Source organism: Exiguobacterium indicum HHS 31 (assembly GCF_001939065.1).
Classification (GTDB): domain Bacteria; phylum Bacillota; class Bacilli; order Exiguobacteriales; family Exiguobacteriaceae; genus Exiguobacterium_A; species Exiguobacterium_A indicum.
This window is the reverse complement of record NZ_MPSZ01000001.1, coordinates 195,829-212,661: the sequence shown is the minus strand read 5'-3', so window position 1 is coordinate 212,661 and position 16,833 is coordinate 195,829. Positions and strand designations below refer to the sequence as shown.

Annotated in this window: 14 protein-coding genes and 2 tRNA genes; 4 read left to right on the top strand and 12 right to left on the bottom strand. The window is 44.4% G+C overall.

The features are described 5' to 3' along the window. Positions 1–18: 18 nt before the first annotated feature. From phoU to N179_RS01010, 11 genes are all read right to left on the bottom strand, one after another. Positions 19–681, bottom strand: coding sequence for a phosphate signaling complex protein PhoU (phoU, locus tag N179_RS01060; protein WP_023467542.1), 663 nt, complete (start codon positions 679–681; stop codon positions 19–21). Positions 682–699: 18 nt separating this feature from the next. Continuing rightward, entirely contained in the window at positions 700–1,476 is a 777-nt protein-coding gene (gene pstB, locus N179_RS01055) for a phosphate ABC transporter ATP-binding protein PstB (RefSeq protein WP_053454494.1), read from the bottom strand. Positions 1,477–1,575: 99 nt separating this feature from the next. Next, complete coding sequence (pstA, locus tag N179_RS01050) at positions 1,576–2,484, bottom strand: phosphate ABC transporter permease PstA (RefSeq protein ID WP_023467540.1); 909 nt, start codon at positions 2,482–2,484, stop codon at positions 1,576–1,578. Position 2,485: 1 nt separating this feature from the next. Beyond that, positions 2,486–3,427 carry a phosphate ABC transporter permease subunit PstC gene (gene pstC / locus N179_RS01045; RefSeq protein ID WP_023467539.1) on the bottom strand — a complete coding sequence of 314 codons (942 nt, stop codon included), beginning with the start codon at positions 3,425–3,427 and terminating at the stop codon, positions 2,486–2,488. Between the two features lie 90 nt (positions 3,428–3,517). Next, positions 3,518–4,462 carry a PstS family phosphate ABC transporter substrate-binding protein gene (locus N179_RS01040; RefSeq protein ID WP_058265097.1) on the bottom strand — a complete coding sequence of 315 codons (945 nt, stop codon included), beginning with the start codon at positions 4,460–4,462 and terminating at the stop codon, positions 3,518–3,520. A 225-nt stretch (positions 4,463–4,687) separates the two neighbouring features. Then, a complete protein-coding gene (locus N179_RS01035; protein WP_023467537.1) occupies positions 4,688–6,760 on the bottom strand; it encodes a peptidoglycan D,D-transpeptidase FtsI family protein in 2,073 nt (690 codons plus the stop codon). Between the two features lie 135 nt (positions 6,761–6,895). Beyond that, entirely contained in the window at positions 6,896–7,504 is a 609-nt protein-coding gene (locus tag N179_RS01030; RefSeq protein WP_016404085.1) for a superoxide dismutase, read from the bottom strand. 93 nt (positions 7,505–7,597) lie between these two features. After that, positions 7,598–9,058 (bottom strand): alpha-amylase, encoded by a 1,461-nt coding sequence (locus tag N179_RS01025; RefSeq protein WP_023467536.1) that lies wholly within the window; start codon positions 9,056–9,058, stop codon positions 7,598–7,600. Between the two features lie 116 nt (positions 9,059–9,174). Then, positions 9,175–9,248: transfer RNA gene (locus N179_RS01020), tRNA-Ile, on the bottom strand. An 11-nt stretch (positions 9,249–9,259) separates the two neighbouring features. Continuing rightward, a tRNA-Met gene (locus tag N179_RS01015) sits at positions 9,260–9,333 on the bottom strand. 127 nt (positions 9,334–9,460) lie between these two features. Continuing rightward, complete coding sequence (locus N179_RS01010; RefSeq protein ID WP_035398342.1) at positions 9,461–11,104, bottom strand: Na/Pi cotransporter family protein; 1,644 nt, start codon at positions 11,102–11,104, stop codon at positions 9,461–9,463. Between the two features lie 207 nt (positions 11,105–11,311). Here N179_RS01010 and N179_RS01005 point away from each other — a divergent pair, with 207 nt between their 5' ends. The 4 genes from N179_RS01005 to N179_RS00990 all read left to right on the top strand — a co-directional run bounded on the left by N179_RS01005 (position 11,312) and on the right by N179_RS00990 (position 14,921). Then, the gene (locus N179_RS01005) at positions 11,312–11,797 is read left to right on the top strand and encodes a hypothetical protein (protein WP_058265094.1); all 486 of its coding nucleotides are present in this window, start codon (positions 11,312–11,314) and stop codon (positions 11,795–11,797) included. Between the two features lie 167 nt (positions 11,798–11,964). Further along, positions 11,965–13,074: a flavodoxin-dependent (E)-4-hydroxy-3-methylbut-2-enyl-diphosphate synthase gene (ispG, locus tag N179_RS01000; RefSeq protein WP_023467533.1), complete on the top strand. Its 1,110-nt coding sequence runs from the start codon at positions 11,965–11,967 to the stop codon at positions 13,072–13,074. Positions 13,075–13,173: 99 nt separating this feature from the next. After that, the gene (locus N179_RS00995) at positions 13,174–13,743 is read left to right on the top strand and encodes a 5' nucleotidase, NT5C type (RefSeq protein WP_023467532.1); all 570 of its coding nucleotides are present in this window, start codon (positions 13,174–13,176) and stop codon (positions 13,741–13,743) included. Positions 13,744–13,841: 98 nt separating this feature from the next. Continuing rightward, positions 13,842–14,921 carry a GGDEF domain-containing protein gene (locus N179_RS00990; protein ID WP_052017187.1) on the top strand — a complete coding sequence of 360 codons (1,080 nt, stop codon included), beginning with the start codon at positions 13,842–13,844 and terminating at the stop codon, positions 14,919–14,921. Positions 14,922–14,980: 59 nt separating this feature from the next. Here N179_RS00990 and N179_RS00985 read toward each other — a convergent pair whose 3' ends face one another. After that, positions 14,981–16,810 (bottom strand): GGDEF domain-containing phosphodiesterase, encoded by a 1,830-nt coding sequence (locus tag N179_RS00985; protein WP_035398344.1) that lies wholly within the window; start codon positions 16,808–16,810, stop codon positions 14,981–14,983. Positions 16,811–16,833 lie beyond the last annotated feature (23 nt).

Here is a 16,833-nt window from a genome sequence, read left to right as displayed (position 1 = left end):
TCCTCCTGCCTACTTGATTCATCCGTTTAAATCATAATGTTTTCCTTTTTCGAGATAGATCAGATGCTCCCCGACGTTCGTCAAGTGATCACCCATCCGCTCGATGTAGCGGCAAATGTTCGTGAATTGCATGACTTCATCGACGACAATCGGCTGAAGTGACATGTGACGCATGTACTGGCGAAGTGCCTTATATGTCGTCTCATCAATGACGTTATCGAGATCAGACAAGGCTTTTGCTTTCTCGACATCTCCGTCACGATAGGCGACGATCGCAGTTTCCGTCATATCCAGTAATGTCTCGAATGCTTCCTTCAACAAAGAGATATCGATGACATACGGGAATGTTTCGACACGAAGAACCGCTTTTGAGATATTCCCCGCATAATCTGCAATCCGTTCGAGATCCGACGAAATTTTCATCGCGGTGATGATTCGTCGTAAATCCGTCGCAACGGGTTGTTGCTTCGCGATTAAGAGAATCGCATCATCGTTGATTTCAAGTTCAAGATCATCGAGTTCATTATCGTTTTCGATGACACTACGCGCGATGTCTTGATCATATTTTTCGAGTGCTTCTGCCGTTGTTGCGATCTGTTGCATCGTCTTGCGAGCCAGTAAAAAGACCTTTTGATCGAGTATTGCAAGATTTTCTCCAAAAATCGTACGGTTCGCTGCCATTCGTCTCGTCTCCCCTTCTTATCCGAATCGTCCTGAAATGTAATCTTCCGTCCGTTTGTCACTCGGATTTCCAAAGATCCGGTCTGTTTGATCGAACTCGACGACTTCACCATTCAAGAAGAACGCTGTTTTGTCCGAAACACGTGCAGCCTGTTGCATGTTGTGTGTCACGATGATGATCGAGTAGTCTGATTTCAATTCTTGGACGAGTTCTTCTACTTTTAATGTAGAAATCGGGTCAAGTGCCGATGTCGGCTCATCCATCAAGATGACATCTGGCTCGATTGCAAGGCAACGCGCGATACAAAGACGTTGTTGCTGACCACCAGAAAGACCGTAGGCATTTTCGTTCAAACGATCTTTGACTTCATCCCAGATTGCCGCACGGCGTAAACTGCGTTCGACGATCTCGTCGAGGATCTTTTTGTTTTTAACACCGTGGACACGAGGACCATAAGCGATGTTGTCATAGATTGATTTCGGGAATGGGTTCGGTTGTTGGAAGACCATTCCGACCGATGTCCGTAATTCTTCGACACCGTATTCTTTATCAAAGATATTACGTCCGTGATACTCGATTGCACCATTCGTCCGTACGATCGGAACGAGTTCGACCATTCGATTCAATGTTTTGATGAATGTCGATTTCCCGCAGCCAGACGGTCCAATGATTGCCGTGACTTCATTTTTCTTAATGTCGAGATTGACATCTTTCAGCGCATGATCGTCACCGTACCATAAGTTTAAGTCTTTGACGTTATAGACGCTCTCACGTGCTGCTACTGGTTGGTTCATACGCTCTGTCCCTTCTGTAACGACTGATTTCGTATTCAGCTTCGTATCCATCATCTGTCTTCCTCCTTAAAAGAAATCCCTTCTATCTATCTCGTTCGATTAATAACGTTTTGAGAAACGGTTCCGGATCCAGATCGCAAGTGAGTTCATCGTCAAGAGAATGACCATTAAGACGATGATTCCCGCAGCTGCAAGTCCTTGGAAATCTGCTTGCGGACGACTTGTCCAGTTGTAGATTTGAATCGGCAATGCTGTGAATTCTGAGAAAATACTTTCTGGCGCACGAGCAATGAAAATCGCAGCTCCGACCATGATGAGTGGTGCTGTCTCACCAATTGCTCGAGATACAGCCAAGATGATCCCAGTAATGACACCTGGTAGTGATGCCGGAAGAACGACTTTAAACGTCGTTTGCCATTTTGACGCACCGAGTGCAAGTGATGCATGACGCATTGCTTGTGGAACGGCACGGATCGCCTCTTGAGACGAGACGATGACGACCGGAAGACTCATCAACGCGAGTGTCAAGGCTCCTGCAATCAATGTTGAACCGAAGCCCATGTTACGTACGAAGAACGTCAAACCAAGTAAACCGAAGACGATCGATGGTACACCTGCAAGGTTTGAGATGTTGACTTCGATGAATGAAGTCATCCGACTCTTCTTCGCATACTCTTCTAGGTAAATCGCTGCCCCGACACCAATGATGAAAATCATCGGGATGATGAGGAGCATCAAGAAGATGGAGCCCATTAACGCCGGATAAATCCCAGCCCGTTCCGAACGGCGTGATGGTGCATTTTGTAGAAACTCAAGTGATAACCATGACGCACCGTCACGGATGACGCCGAACAAGAGAATACCTAAGACGACGAGACCGAAGAACAGTCCAGCAAGGAAAATGACTTTTGTGACGTTGTTGACGATGAGTCGCTGGCTAATGGATTTCTTCACCGCGACCGGATCAATGAATTTTTTTGAGACAGGTTGCTTTTCTGGTAAGGCCATCTTAGTACTCCTCTCTGAAGCGGCGTGTGATCCAGTTCGCAAGTAAGTTCATCACTAACGTGAAGACGAACAAGAGTGTACCAACCGCATAGATACTGTAATATTCGACAGTTCCAAATCCAGCATCACCTAAGGCAACCTGAACGATATACGCTGTCATCGTTTGGACTGGCTCGAGTGGATCGATCGCAGCTGTCGGATTCGAACCACCAGCGATCGTTACGATCATCGTCTCACCGATTGCACGTGACATACCGAGTACGATCGACGCAATGATACCTGATAAGGCAGCTGGAACGACGACTTTCAAAGCGACTTCAAGACGTGTCGAACCGAGTGCAAGTGCACCATCACGAATTTTTTTCGGAACAGAGCTCATCGCATCCTCAGAAATCGAAGCAATCATTGGAATGATCATGATCCCGACGACGATTCCCGGACTGAGCGCATTGTAAATTTGAATACCTGGAATCAATTTTACGAGTACTGGTGTGACGAACGTCAACGCGAAGAATCCGAAGACAATCGTTGGAACACCTGCTAACACTTCAAGAATTGGTTTTAAGATACGGCGTGCGCGGTCTGACGCGTACTCACTTAAATAAATCGCTGATGTGAGACCGATCGGCACGGCAACTAGCATCGCAATCACGGTAATCTCAAGCGTACCGACGACAAGTGGCCAAATTCCATACTCTGGTTGTGAGTTGAGTGGATACCAGCTCGTACTGCCGAAGAATTCCTTGAACGGAACGACTTCAAAGAAGTGTTCTGTTTCAATGACTAACGTGAGAATGATGCCGATGGTCGTAACGACCGAGACGAACGCACATAGGAATAACACGATCGGCATGACGCGTTCCATGACGTTTTTCATACTGTATTTTTGCTGTCGGTTCTGTTGAATCAGCTCGCGAACCGATTTGTTTTGAGTTGAACTCATCCTTCTTCACTCCCTACTTCTTCTTGACATGAGAACGGGACCCAACCGGTACAGACTTCCCCGGTTGGGCCATCCTCATGACTCGATGATTTATTTCATTGCGTCTTCAATTGCTTTTGCGTTTTCATCATAACGATCTTGTGGCATTTTGATATATCCAACTTCTTCAGCTAGATCACCAGCGTTTTCGTTCGTGAACTGAACGAAATCAGCGACTTGTTTTTTATCTTTCATCGATTTGTTGTTGACATACGTGTAAATTTCACGTGACAGTGGGTAAGAAAGATCTTTGATTGTTTCTGGTGTTGGATCGACTGCGTCTTTTCCTTCAGCAGAAAGTGGTACTTCCTTCAACTTATCTTTATTCTCTGCGTAGTACGCATAACCGAAGTAGCCGATTGCGCCTTTCGTTCCTTCAACACCTTTGACGAGAACGTTATCGTCTTCTGATAATTGAACATCTTTACGCATATCTTTTTTCTCAAGTACTTTTTCAGAGAAGAAGTCGAATGTTCCTGAATCTTTCCCTGGACTGAAGAATTTCAATGGTTCAGCTGGGTAAGAAGAATCGACATCTTTCCATGTTTTGACGTTAGGATCGAGCCAGATTTTCTCGAGTTGCTCCATTGAGAGTTCTTTTACCCATGTATTTTCTTTACTGACTGCGACAGTCAAACCATCATATGCGAGTGAAAGTTTTGTATATTCAATGCTGTTCTTTTTCGCTTCAGCTGCTTCTTCTTCTTTAATTTCACGCGATGCGTTTGAAAGATCTGTTTCCCCAACGACGAAGCGTTTGAATCCACCGCCTGTACCAGAGACACCAACTGTGACATCTACGTCAGGTTGTTCCATCGAATATTCTTCACCGACAGCTTCCATAATCGGGAAGACTGTAGAAGAACCGTCGATTGCGATTTTTCCTTTTAAATCAGATGAACTAGCAGAACCGCCTTTATCGTTACCACATGCTGCCCCCACTACTGCGATTGATGCTACCGTTGTGATGAGTGCTGTTTTTTTCATCCAAGACATGATTAATTTTCCTCCTCGAAAGTATGTCGCTGACGATGTCACGACTTTTTATCCGTTTTCCTTACAAGACTTATACTACGGATGAACTATTAAAACGAAATGAATCCAACGTAAAAGAATTGTAAAGGCGTGTTTTTTAGTGTTTACAATTCGAAATCCATTAGAAAAAAAGGTCAATACAAACAAAAAAACGAGAGTGATTGCTCACTCTCGCTTTATTTCTAGTTAATTTGGCTTAGTTTGCCATGGGACGTCCTTCACATTGAAATACGCTTTGACAAGATCGTGACCGATTTTTGAGTTGACGGTTTCTTGTTCCATATAAGGAAGGAACACGGCCCATGCCATCTCTGGATTATCATACGGTGCCCAGCCGACAAGGTTCGAGTTCAATGAACGAACCGGTTGACCACTGCCGTCACGTAAGGCGATTCCATCATCACCATAGACACTGACCTGCGCTGTACCTGTTTTCGCAGCTGCATCAATACCGGTTTGGGCAATGATTTTTGCTGTACCACGCTCTCCCTTAACGACACGATGCAATCCTTCGCGGACATGATCAATGTTATCTTGACTGACCTCAATCCGATTCAGGTAATTCGTCTTGAAGCTATAATCCACTTGTTTCGTTCCTTTTTCAATCGAATTCGACGCGAGAACTTCTTTTAAGAAGTGCGGTTGAACACGATAGCCACCGTTGGCAAGTGTTGAAATATACTGTGCAACTTGTAGCGGTGTAAAGGCATCGTACTGTCCGATGACTCGGTCCATGAGTAGCGTGACACGGTCCGGTGTCCCTTGAACACCTTTTGCTTCGTACGGTAAATCGACACCGGTCGTCACTCCGAGCCCGAACTGACTGTAGTAATTCTGCATGATCGCAGCCGCTGCATCTACACTTGCTCCAGCGATACCATTACTCGGATATTTCGCCATCCGCATCGCAATATTGAACATATAAACGTTTGATGAACGCTCAAGTGCCGTCAAATCCGTGATTGCTCCCATGTTGACGTACGATGCTTTTTTCGTACCACCAATCGTGATCGGAGCATCATTGATGACTTCGTTTTGACGGATAACACCTTCCTCAAGTCCCATCGCAACCGTTGCACCTTTGATCGTCGAACCGATTTGAAGCGACGTCAAGACGTTATTGATTGCGACATCTGAGAACTTGCCGGTTGCTGGATCCAACTTTTGACCAGACATCGCAAGAATCTCACCTGTCTGTGGATTCATGACGACGGCGTAACCTTCTTTTAGATAACGACTACCCATGCCACGCCCCATTTTAATGGCTTGTTGCATGATTTTGTCGACTTGTTTGTTGTACTCTGCATCAACAGTTAAAACGAGATCTTTACCAGACTCGCCTTCCTCGCGTTTTGGATCACCGACCGGCTCTCCATTGAACGTCTCATACACATCGTATGCGGGTTTCCCACGCAGTAGATCTTCATACTGTTGTTCAAGGAATGATGTTCCGACACGGTCATTCAAGCTGTAACCTTTTGCTTTGAACTCTGCTTGTTGTTCTGCTGGAATCTTCGAGTACTTCCCAAAGATATTCCGAAGTGTTCCTTCATATGGATAAGAACGCTCGTAAAACGGTTCCACCGATACACCTTTTAAATCTTCTAGATTTTCATCGATGATCGCCATCTCTTTTGCAGATGCACCGAGTTTGACGAGCTGCGGATCAAGTGCATAACCAACTTCCATGTTATGTTTGATCGCGATGACTTCCATTGTCTGATCATCATAATCGATATCCTCTTTTGTGATGGCATCTAAACGAATTTTATCTTGCTCCGGAATCGAGAGCTTACTTTGTGCTTCTGTTGAAGGATACTTCTTTTTTACTGCCTCTTGGTATCGACGATCCGATTCTTTTGTATTCGTCGCCACCCAAAAATCCTTGATGTCCCGTTCCGTGACTTTCCAATCTTTTTTCGGTAGATCAATGATTGCCGCAAGACGCTGTGCAATCTCAATGCGTTCATCGACTTTCGTCGTTTGTGCGCGACGGTAGACGATGGAGTATTTAGAAATCGTATCAACCAAAAGACGACCATCCCGGTCATAAATCTTTCCGCGTGGCACTTCATATTTTGATGCGATCATTTCTGTTTTTTGAACTTCCCGCGAAATTTTCTCACCATTGACGATTTGCACGACTCCTAAACGGAAAATCAAAATCGCAAACAATAAAAAAACGACGAAGAACATTAAATTCAGACGAAGCGGCAGATGATTACGCCGTCTTCCTCGTACGGTGATTCGTTTAGCCATGGCGTACTCCCCTATCGTTCAAAAGTCATCTTGTTTCATTATATAGAAGGAAACTTTCCATAACAACCTATCCCATCATTTTCCGCATTAAAAAAAGCGTATCGTTCACAATTGAACGATACGCTCGTTTTCACATTACTTCGCGTCAGCGTAAAGCTTCGCTACGTGATCCCAATCAACGACGTTGAAGAACGCATTGATGTAATCAGGACGGCGGTTTTGGTAGTTGAGATAGTATGCATGTTCCCAAACATCAAGACCGAGGATTGGTGTTTTGCCTTCCATGACTGGTGTATCTTGGTTTGGTGTCGAAACGACTGCCAATTTCCCACCATCAACGATTAACCAAGCCCAACCTGAACCAAAACGAGTTGTTGCTGCTTTCGCGAATGCATCTTTGAATGCATCGAATGATCCGAATGCTTCGTCGATTGCTGCCGCGAGTTCCCCTGTTGGAGCAGCACCATCGTTCTTCTTCAACAGTTTCCAGAAGAATGAGTGGTTCCAGTGACCGCCACCATTGTTACGGACTGCAGTTTGAATGTTTGCTGGGAGAGCATCCAAGTTTTGAAGAAGTTCTTCAAGTGACTTTCCTTCATGTTCTGTACCCTCAAGCGCCGCATTCACGTTCGTGACATACGTGTTGTGGTGTTTCGTGTGGTGAATCTCCATCGTACGAGCATCGATATGTGGCTCAAGCGCATCATAAGCGTAGCCGAGTTCTGGTAATTCAAATTTTGACATGTTCATGTCCCCCTTTGTACTATTTTCGAAAACTTCAATACCCTTTAAGACTAGCAAAAGAACCTGTGTTGACGCAAGTCAAGAACCTCGGATTTACTCGACTTCTCGTGGAGCAAAAACTGATACACCACCACCTGGAACTGGGAAGACACCAAATCCTTCATCGTCGATCACAACAGGGTGATCTTGATGGTTCGTATAGTCAAACCATTCTTGACCTGCACGTTCTTCACCGACAAACATCCGTTTTTCACACATATCGGCATTCGACAATAAGACCGCACAGCCGGAGTTCTCAATTTCCTCAACTCCACGACGAACCCAACCGACACAATGTGGATCATCGAGATAATCTTCTTGTTCACCATACGCTTTGTGATACCGTGCATAGAGTAAGGCATCAATCATTTCTTTTTTTCCTTCTACCGGATGTGGTCCTTGCACACCATAATAGTCACCGTAGAAGACACATGGATAACCATCTTTACGAAGTAAAATCGCCGCGTAAGCATGTTGTTTAAACCAGTCATCCACCCACGACTCCAGTGATTCGCCCGGTTGTGAATCGTGATTATCGACGAACGTGACGGCATTCGTCGGGTGTGATTCGACAAGGGTATCCGCAAACAACGTCGTCATATCAAAGTCTTGCCCCTGCTTCGAAGCTTCATGGAACTTGTAATGAAGCGGAACATCGAATAAATCGATCGTATAGTCGACGCTATCGAGGAAATGACGACAATCATCGAGATCTGATTTCCAGAACTCACCGACCATATAGAAGTCACCTTCACTTTTTTCAATCATTGATTTTGCGAATTCATGAACGAATTCATAGTTGATATGTTTGATGGCATCGAGTCGGAAACCTTGGCAATCAATTGTTTCTTGGAACCAATGTCCCCAGCGGATCATTTCTTCTCGGACTTCAGGGTGATTATAATCGATGTTCGCGAACATCAAATAGTCATAGTTTCCGAATTCATCATCGACTTGATCATTCCAATCTTTATTTTTACCGGAAATTTTAAAGACACCCGTCTTTTCTTCACGAGCATCAAAATCCGTTCCATTGAAAAATTCATGTGTCCAGATGAAATCTGAATATTTTCCGTTACGTCCCGGGAACGTAAACTTCGTCCAAGCTTCGATTTCAAACTCTTCTGAAATTTCTTTCGAACGATCTTCCGGATGGACTTCGACGACATTGATCGTCTCGAGTTCATCGGCTGCTGCTTTATGGTTCATGACGACATCCGCGTAAACAGCGATATCGTTCTCACGAGCAACCTGGATCGCTTCGACGAGTTCATCTTTCGTACCGTATTTCGTACGGACCGTTCCTTTTTGATCAAATTCGCCTAAATCATAGACGTCATAGATGCCATATCCTGTATCTTCATCCGATTGACCTTTTGACGCCGGTGGAATCCACACGGACGTGATGCCGGCAGCACGTAATTCAGGCGCCCGCTCTTTCAAGCGTTGCCAGTGCTTCCCATCATTCTCTACATGCCACTCAAAAAACTGCATCATCGTATGGTTACGTTCCATCTCTCTTCGCTCTCCCTTAGTTACTATAGTATGAATATTATTACAATATCTTTACTATTCCCCGGGGGAACAAAAATAAACGCTCCTCGTTTTTCAACGAGAAGCGTTCTACTGAATGGACCCTGCAGGGCTCGAACCTGCGACCGGACGGTTATGAGCCGTCTGCTCTGACCAGCTGAGCTAAGGGTCCTTAAGTAATAGTAGCGGCGGAGGGAGTCGAACCCACGACCTCACGGGTATGAACCGTACGCTCTAGCCAGCTGAGCTACACCGCCATGATGTATGTTTCTTACTCTTACTAGATTACGAGATGTGGCGAAACTTGTCAATATGCTATTTCAAAAAAATAAACAGCTGATTTCATTTTTTGAAATCAGCTGTCATAGATAAATCGTATTTCACTTAGTTCGTTAATGCGGTCCGCTGTTCAAGGACGAGATCCGTGATGTTGACAGCGTGATCGCCAATTCGTTCGAGGTTCGACAAGAGATCGACGAAAATCATCCCTGCTTGTCCCGTACATTCGCCAGCGTTAACACGAAGGACATGATGCTTACGGAATGAACGTTCGAGTGCATCGAGTTTACCTTCGAGTTCGAGAACTTTTCGAGCCCGTGTGACATCATCCTCTTCGACAGCGCGCACGGCACAATCGACGATTTCTTGTGTCAAAGCGTACATATCATCAAGTTCTTGCTTCGCTGATGATGTGAACTGAATCCGGTTGACGATTTGGAAGTCAACCAATTCGACGATGTTTTCAACGTGGTCACCAATCCGTTCAAAATCATTGACGGCATGCATCAGTAACGAGTGCTCATTTGATTCACGTTCTGATAAATCATGTGCCGCTACTTTAACGAGATAACTCGTGACTTCTGTATTTAAATGGTTGATCGCATATTCAATCTGTTGTGATTCCGATACATCTTTCTTATCATGCGATTGTGTGTAACGCTGTGCTTTTGCAAGTGCGTCTTTCGAGAATTCACCCATACGCAATACTTCGAGCTTTGCTTGGTTTAATGCGAGTGCTGAAGATTGGTTCAAGATATTTTGATCCAGATGACGCGGTTTTGAATCAATCGTCGTATCCGTACCCGGTACGATTTTTTGTACAAGCCATGCGATTTGCGCAATGAACCAACACTGAATCAACGTATTGACGACGTTGAATGTTCCATGTGCAAAGGCGATTTGCATCTTTGGACCTAAATCAAGCGCGCCCGTGATCCAAGTAATGAAATTCGAGAAGATCGGTAAAGCAATCAAGAATAAAATCGTCCCGATAATGTTGAAGATGACGTGTGCTGCTGCTGTTCGTTTAGCTGCAATCGACGCACCAAGTGCTGCGAGTACTGCTGTGATCGTCGTTCCGATGTTATCACCGAACAAGACGGGAAGTGCTGCTTTGATATCGATCATGCCACCAGCGTATAGCTCTTGTAAGATACCGATCGTTGCTGACGACGACTGAACAAGAACGGTAAAGATCGTTCCGACGAATACACCAAGCAATGGGTTATCCGACATCGATACCGTCAACTCACGGAACCAGACACTTGACTCAAGTGGAGCCATTCCGTCGCCCATCAATGTCAAACCATAGAACAATGCACCGAAGCCAAAGAAAATCTGTCCGATGTATTGAACCCGTTCTTTATTAAAGAAGAAGATCAAGAAAGCACCAATGGCGATTGCTGGAAGCGCAGCTTCCTTGACGTTAAAGCCGATGATGAAGGCCGTAATCGTTGTTCCGATGTTAGCCCCCATGACGACTCCAATCGCCTGTCGTAAATTCATCAGACCTGCACTAACGAGTCCGACGACGATGACGGTCGTCCCTGACGACGACTGTATCAAAATCGTGACGACGATACCTGCTAGGATACCTAACAGTGGGTTCGTCGTATATTTATCGAGGATATAACGTAATCGGTCTCCTGCTGTTTTTTGGAGCCCATCTCCCATATACTTAATACCGAATAGGAAAATCCCGAGTCCACCGATGAAGGTGAAAATCATTTCCTGCAAATCATAGTTCATCTTGCCAGCTCCTTTATTTCATGTGGATTGATGTGTTTGTAAAGTTTATTTTCTCAACTCCCCCATTATGTAAAGGTCTGTTGAACTTGTAAATAGTTTTTGAGACATCCGTTTGTTAAGGTTTTATTAATCTGTACCATTACACAAAAACCCTTTATTACTAATAAAAATTAAATAATTAAAATCTGTTTTAAAACAGTAGAAAGAGTGATTTACTTGTCATTTTTACGTCAACTGATTAATTACTTACAAACTTCTTTAATTCCAAATCGTCCGTTTTTGCGTCTTCGTTTGGCAGATGTTTCCCTTTATTTTTGTGGATTAGCTTGGATTTCATTTTGGACGACGGTCATTGATTCCTTCTTTTTACAAAAAAACATCCCAATCGTCGTCTGGTTCATCCTTCATTTCATCTTTATCGCAATAGCTGTATTACTTTACGTATTGTTTATGGCGTATCTAACGAAGGGATTTGTCCGATTGTTACTTCCCCGTCCGTGGGCGTATCGCCAAACGTTTCCTTACACGGTCGCGACGAATCTCTGGTCTTTCCCACTCGGTATGCTTCTATACCAACTCGATTATCCTCGCTTCGGAATCGGGATACTCGTAATCGGACACTTCGTCTACACATTAGTTCCATTATGGATTGCCCGTTCCGCGAAGCCACGCGCTTCACGCAAACCTCAATGAGTATCAAAATCAGGCGTCCGACGGATTGACGGACGTCCTTCTTTCATTAAACAATTGTAAATGTTCGATTTTCGTTCTTGTTTCTCGATTTTTAGGGAATAGTTCGATATGATAGGAAGGGTAAACATAAACAATATGGCGGTATGCCACAAAAGGAGATTTTCGATATGCCGAAAATGGTCCATCGCTCTAAGACTCGTCCTGTTCGTGTAGGGGACCTTGTCATTGGTGGAAATAATGAAGTCATCATCCAAAGTATGACGACAACTAAAACACACGACGTCGAAGCGACAGTCGCTGAAATTCTACGTCTTGAAGAAGCTGGTTGCCAAATCGTCCGCGTCGCTTGTCCAGAAGAACGTGATGCGCTCGCACTTGCAGAAATCAAAAGCCGAATCAACATTCCGCTTGTCGTAGACATCCACTTCAACTATAAACTTGCACTCATGGCAATCGAAGCTGGCGTCGATAAAATCCGGATCAACCCGGGTAACATCGGTCGCCGCGAAAAGGTCGAAGCCGTCGTGACAGCAGCCAAAGCGAAAAACATCCCAATCCGGATCGGAGTAAACGCCGGTTCACTTGAAAAGCACATTCTTGAAAAATACGGCTACCCGACAGCACGTGGTATGGTCGAGAGTGCGTTGCACCACATTAAGATCCTCGAAGATCTCGACTTCCATGACATCATCGTCTCGCTTAAGGCATCAGACGTACAGTTGGCGCTTGAAGCGTATCAACTTGCTTCTGAATCGTTCGACTATCCACTTCACGTCGGGATCACGGAATCTGGTCCACTTCGCTCTGGTTCATTAAAATCAGCAGCGGGACTTGGCGCGATCTTGTCACGCGGAATCGGAAACACGGTTCGTGTATCTCTTTCAGCGGATCCTGTCGAAGAAGTAAAAGTCGCAAAAGAAGTCTTGAAATCATTTGGTCTCGCGGCGAATGCGGCGACATTGATCTCATGCCCAACATGTGGTCGGATCGAAATCGATTTGATGTCGATCGCTGCAGAAATCGAAGACTATATCGAAAACATCCAAGCGAACATCAAAGTCGCGGTTCTCGGATGTGCGGTCAACGGTCCTGGTGAAGCACGTGAAGCTGATATCGGTATCGCTGGCGCACGCAACGAAGGATTATTGTTCCGTCACGGAGAAATCATCCGTAAAGTACCGGAAGCAACGATGGTCGAAGAATTGAAGAAAGAGATTGATGCAATCGTTCTCGAAAAACAGGCTGAAAAAGAAGCCGAAAAAGCAAATCACGCATAAGTGGAAGACTCCTCCCTCGCGAGGAGTCTTTTTTCCTATCTCGATTTCGACTATGTTATACTAAGTGAAGAAAAATTTTTAGAACGTGGGTGACTGTAAATGAAAATTGGAATCGACATTGATGGAACGATCACACATCCATCCTCTTGCTTCACTTACATGAATAAACATCTCGGAACGTCGATTGACTTCAATCAGGCGTCCGAGTATGAATTGCATACGTATACCGATATGAATCAAATCGAATTTTGGGACTACATGGTGAACTCTGGTCACGAGACAGGCATTTATCGTGAATCCATCCCTCAAGAACATGTTCGTCATCACTTATGGAATTTGCGGAAGCAATATGATCTCCATTACGTAACAGCACGATCGGAGCTCGTTCGTCCTGTAACAGAAGAGTGGATCAAACAACACGAACTTCCTCTTGATTCCTTGATCATGACGGGATCACACGACAAAGTACAAGTCGTCCGTGATTTATCACTCGATTTATTCATGGAAGATCGATTAGAGAATGCTGTACAAATCGCAGAAGACACCTCTATTCCTGTAATCTTGTTCGATGCACCTTATAACCGTAAAGCCGTACCGAATAATGTCATTCGTGTCGCTTCCTGGAATGAGGCCGTTCAAGAGATTCAAAAATTTGCACCGATTCGTTAAAACAGCCGATTAGGCTGTTTTTTCCATTTTCTATGCCATTATCCGATGAGATAGCATACAATGGCATTAGATTTAGATTTTCTAATAGAAAGGGTTTCATGATGCTTACGACAGTGAATATCTTTTTCGTCAATATCTGTATTATCTTTCTTGTCTCTACATTCACTTTTTATCTGTTGCGTGATCGCTTACCGATTCACCCGGACTCGATGATGTCCACTCGCCTGTATTTCGGACTCGCGAATGGAGTAACAGGAATTCTCCTTATGCACCACGCCATCGATTTAAATGGGGCACTGATCGATTTACGATTGTTACCTCTCGCTTTATCCGCCCTATTTGGCGGTAACGTCAGTATCGCAGTGACAGGAACGATGCTTCTATTTTATCGGTTCTTGATTCATGACGGCGCTTCACTGAATGTTCTACTTAGTTCTGTCATCACACTACTTGGTTTTTTAATTCTTTCGTTTATTTGTCGCCGATTTATCACACGACAAGGGTACTTCTTTTCCGCCATCGTCACGGTCGGTTCATTACTTGTTCTTTGGCGACTGATCATTAGCAATTCTCCTGTCGATGCATGGGAAACGATCTATATTCCCTATTTTATCCTAACGATTGGTGGAGCGATTTTGTTTTATCGGTTATCCTCGCTCCTTCAACAGCACTTTGTTCTGTACTCCTATCAATCCTACCTCGCATCGACCGATCAATTGACACGGCTTGCGAATCGACATGTCATTTTAGAAAAAGTAACGACGCTCGAAAAAAGTAACGCCTCTTGGAGTGTGATTCTATTCGATTTGGATCATTTCAAGACTGTGAACGATACACACGGTCACGCCATCGGTGACGCCGTCTTACGCCATTTTTCGATTATATTGAATGAATATTGTCCTGTACCAGTCACGGTCGGTCGATATGGAGGCGAAGAATTCATCATCATCATTCCGGATAGCGAACAATACTCTCCTGTTATCATAGCGGAAACGATCGTAACAGCCGTTCAGCAAACACCGTTCGTGATGCAGGATCATGCCGTATCAATCACCGTATCCGCTGGAATTGCTTACGCTCATCATCAGCCTGCTGAAATGGTCTTTAAGCAAGCAGATGCCGCTTTATATGAGGCAAAAACGCAAGGTCGAAATCAATATCGACTGTACCAATCATAAGTATTGTATGAAAAAGCCACTTCTCTCCGAAAAATTCGGACTGAAGTGGCTTTTGTTGGTCAACGGACCGTTCCTTCATTCGTTTTTTGTAGTAGACAGATGATTTCTTTAAGTGGTACCGGTTTAGCAAAGAAATAACCTTGGAATAGATGAATGCCGATTTCCTTGGCAATGCGTACTTCCTCTCCTGTCTCTACTCCTTCAACGATACATTCGACATGCATCGACTCACTCAATTGAAAAATCGACTCAAGAATCGATTGTCGTTTCTCCGATGCTCCAATTTGTTCAATGAATTGCTTCGGAATCTTTAATTGACGTAACGGTAATAAACGTTCGAGGACGTGATAAGACGCATGACCAGTACCGAAATCATCAAGCGAAACTGGGAAATCAAGCGTTTTGATGCGCTTGAGCGCTCGATGAATCGACTGACTCTCAAAATCGAGCGACTGACTTTCCGTAATCTCAATCTTAATCTGTTGCGGCTTTAATGCATACTTGAGTAACGTTCGTTCAATGAATGGCATGAACGACTCACTCGTCAACTGTCGTGGTGATACGTTGACTGACAACGTAAACTCATCCGGAACCAGACCGACCAATGCTTTACGCGTCTTACATCCTTCCTCAAAGATCCACTCACCTAGACGAATGATCAAGTCACTTTTTTCAGCAATCGGGATGAACACGGATGGTCGATCGGCTCCCTGTAGCGGGGTCTTCCATCGAACCAATGCTTCGAGACCGATGAATTGCTCTGATCGAACATCGTATTGCAGTTGATAGACGAGGTGAAAATCCGTTTCAATATTAGCCTGTGCTAACGATTGTGCTGCTTTGACTCGTAATTCTTGATCCTTACGCCATTCTTGGTCAATACACATCACACGTTCGTTTTGTTGCGCTGCTTCTTGTAAGGCAGTCAATAATTGCTGCACCCGACGCTTTCGATTGTCGGTCGCCCCATCGCCATTATCAATGACGATGGATATGTTGACATAGACATGATGCCCCTCGATTTCGTATGGTACGGAAATTTCTTGGCTCAATTCTTCCATCGCTTCCTTACATGCCACCTCGTCCGGCTTTTCCATGACAATCAATAACGTCCCTGCTTCAATCCGAGCAAACGCTTGATAAGGAGGTAGTTGTCTCTTGAGTCGCTCGATACAGGCGCGTAGTACTTGTAACTGAATATCTTCTCCAAAATAACGTGCCAGCTCATAGTAGTTTTCTAAATGAATCCCGACAAAAATGAGCTGTTGTTCGGATCTTGGAAAATCAATTTCGTTTAATCCTTGGCGATTCAAGACACCTGTTTCTTCATCACGTCGCGCCGTATCGTGTAATTGTATCGCAAGGTCATTCAAACGATTTAAATTGCGAATATGCAAGTGATTGATGACAAGTGCAATCGATACGCCAATCACAATCATACCAATCCGCCCATAATGGTCGGTCGGATCAATTTCCACCGTTACGGTATCGACATTCCCCATGACGTACAAACTAGTTGCGATGGTAACAATGATGGCGTACCACATCATGATGCGTTGATAGGAGATTAAAGCGATCATCAAAAACAAAAAGCTACTTGCCCAAACGGTAACTGCCGCGTAAGGTAAAAAGCTAATCGATGTAATCGGAACGACGAGCAACATCAAGGACAATAAGTGCGTTTGCAAAACGATTTCCATCTTACGACGACTGATATAAAAAATAAAAATTCCCATCATGACTAAAAATGAAATAATGACAGAACGACTCAAATATGCATTCTTGATTGTCTCTTCCGTCGTCGTATAAATGATTAGAGCACCAACAAGCATCATGAAAAGAGCAAAGTTTCCAATCCACCATTGTTGTTTCCGAACGATATCCTCCATGCTTTTCCCCTCCTTTCCGTCAG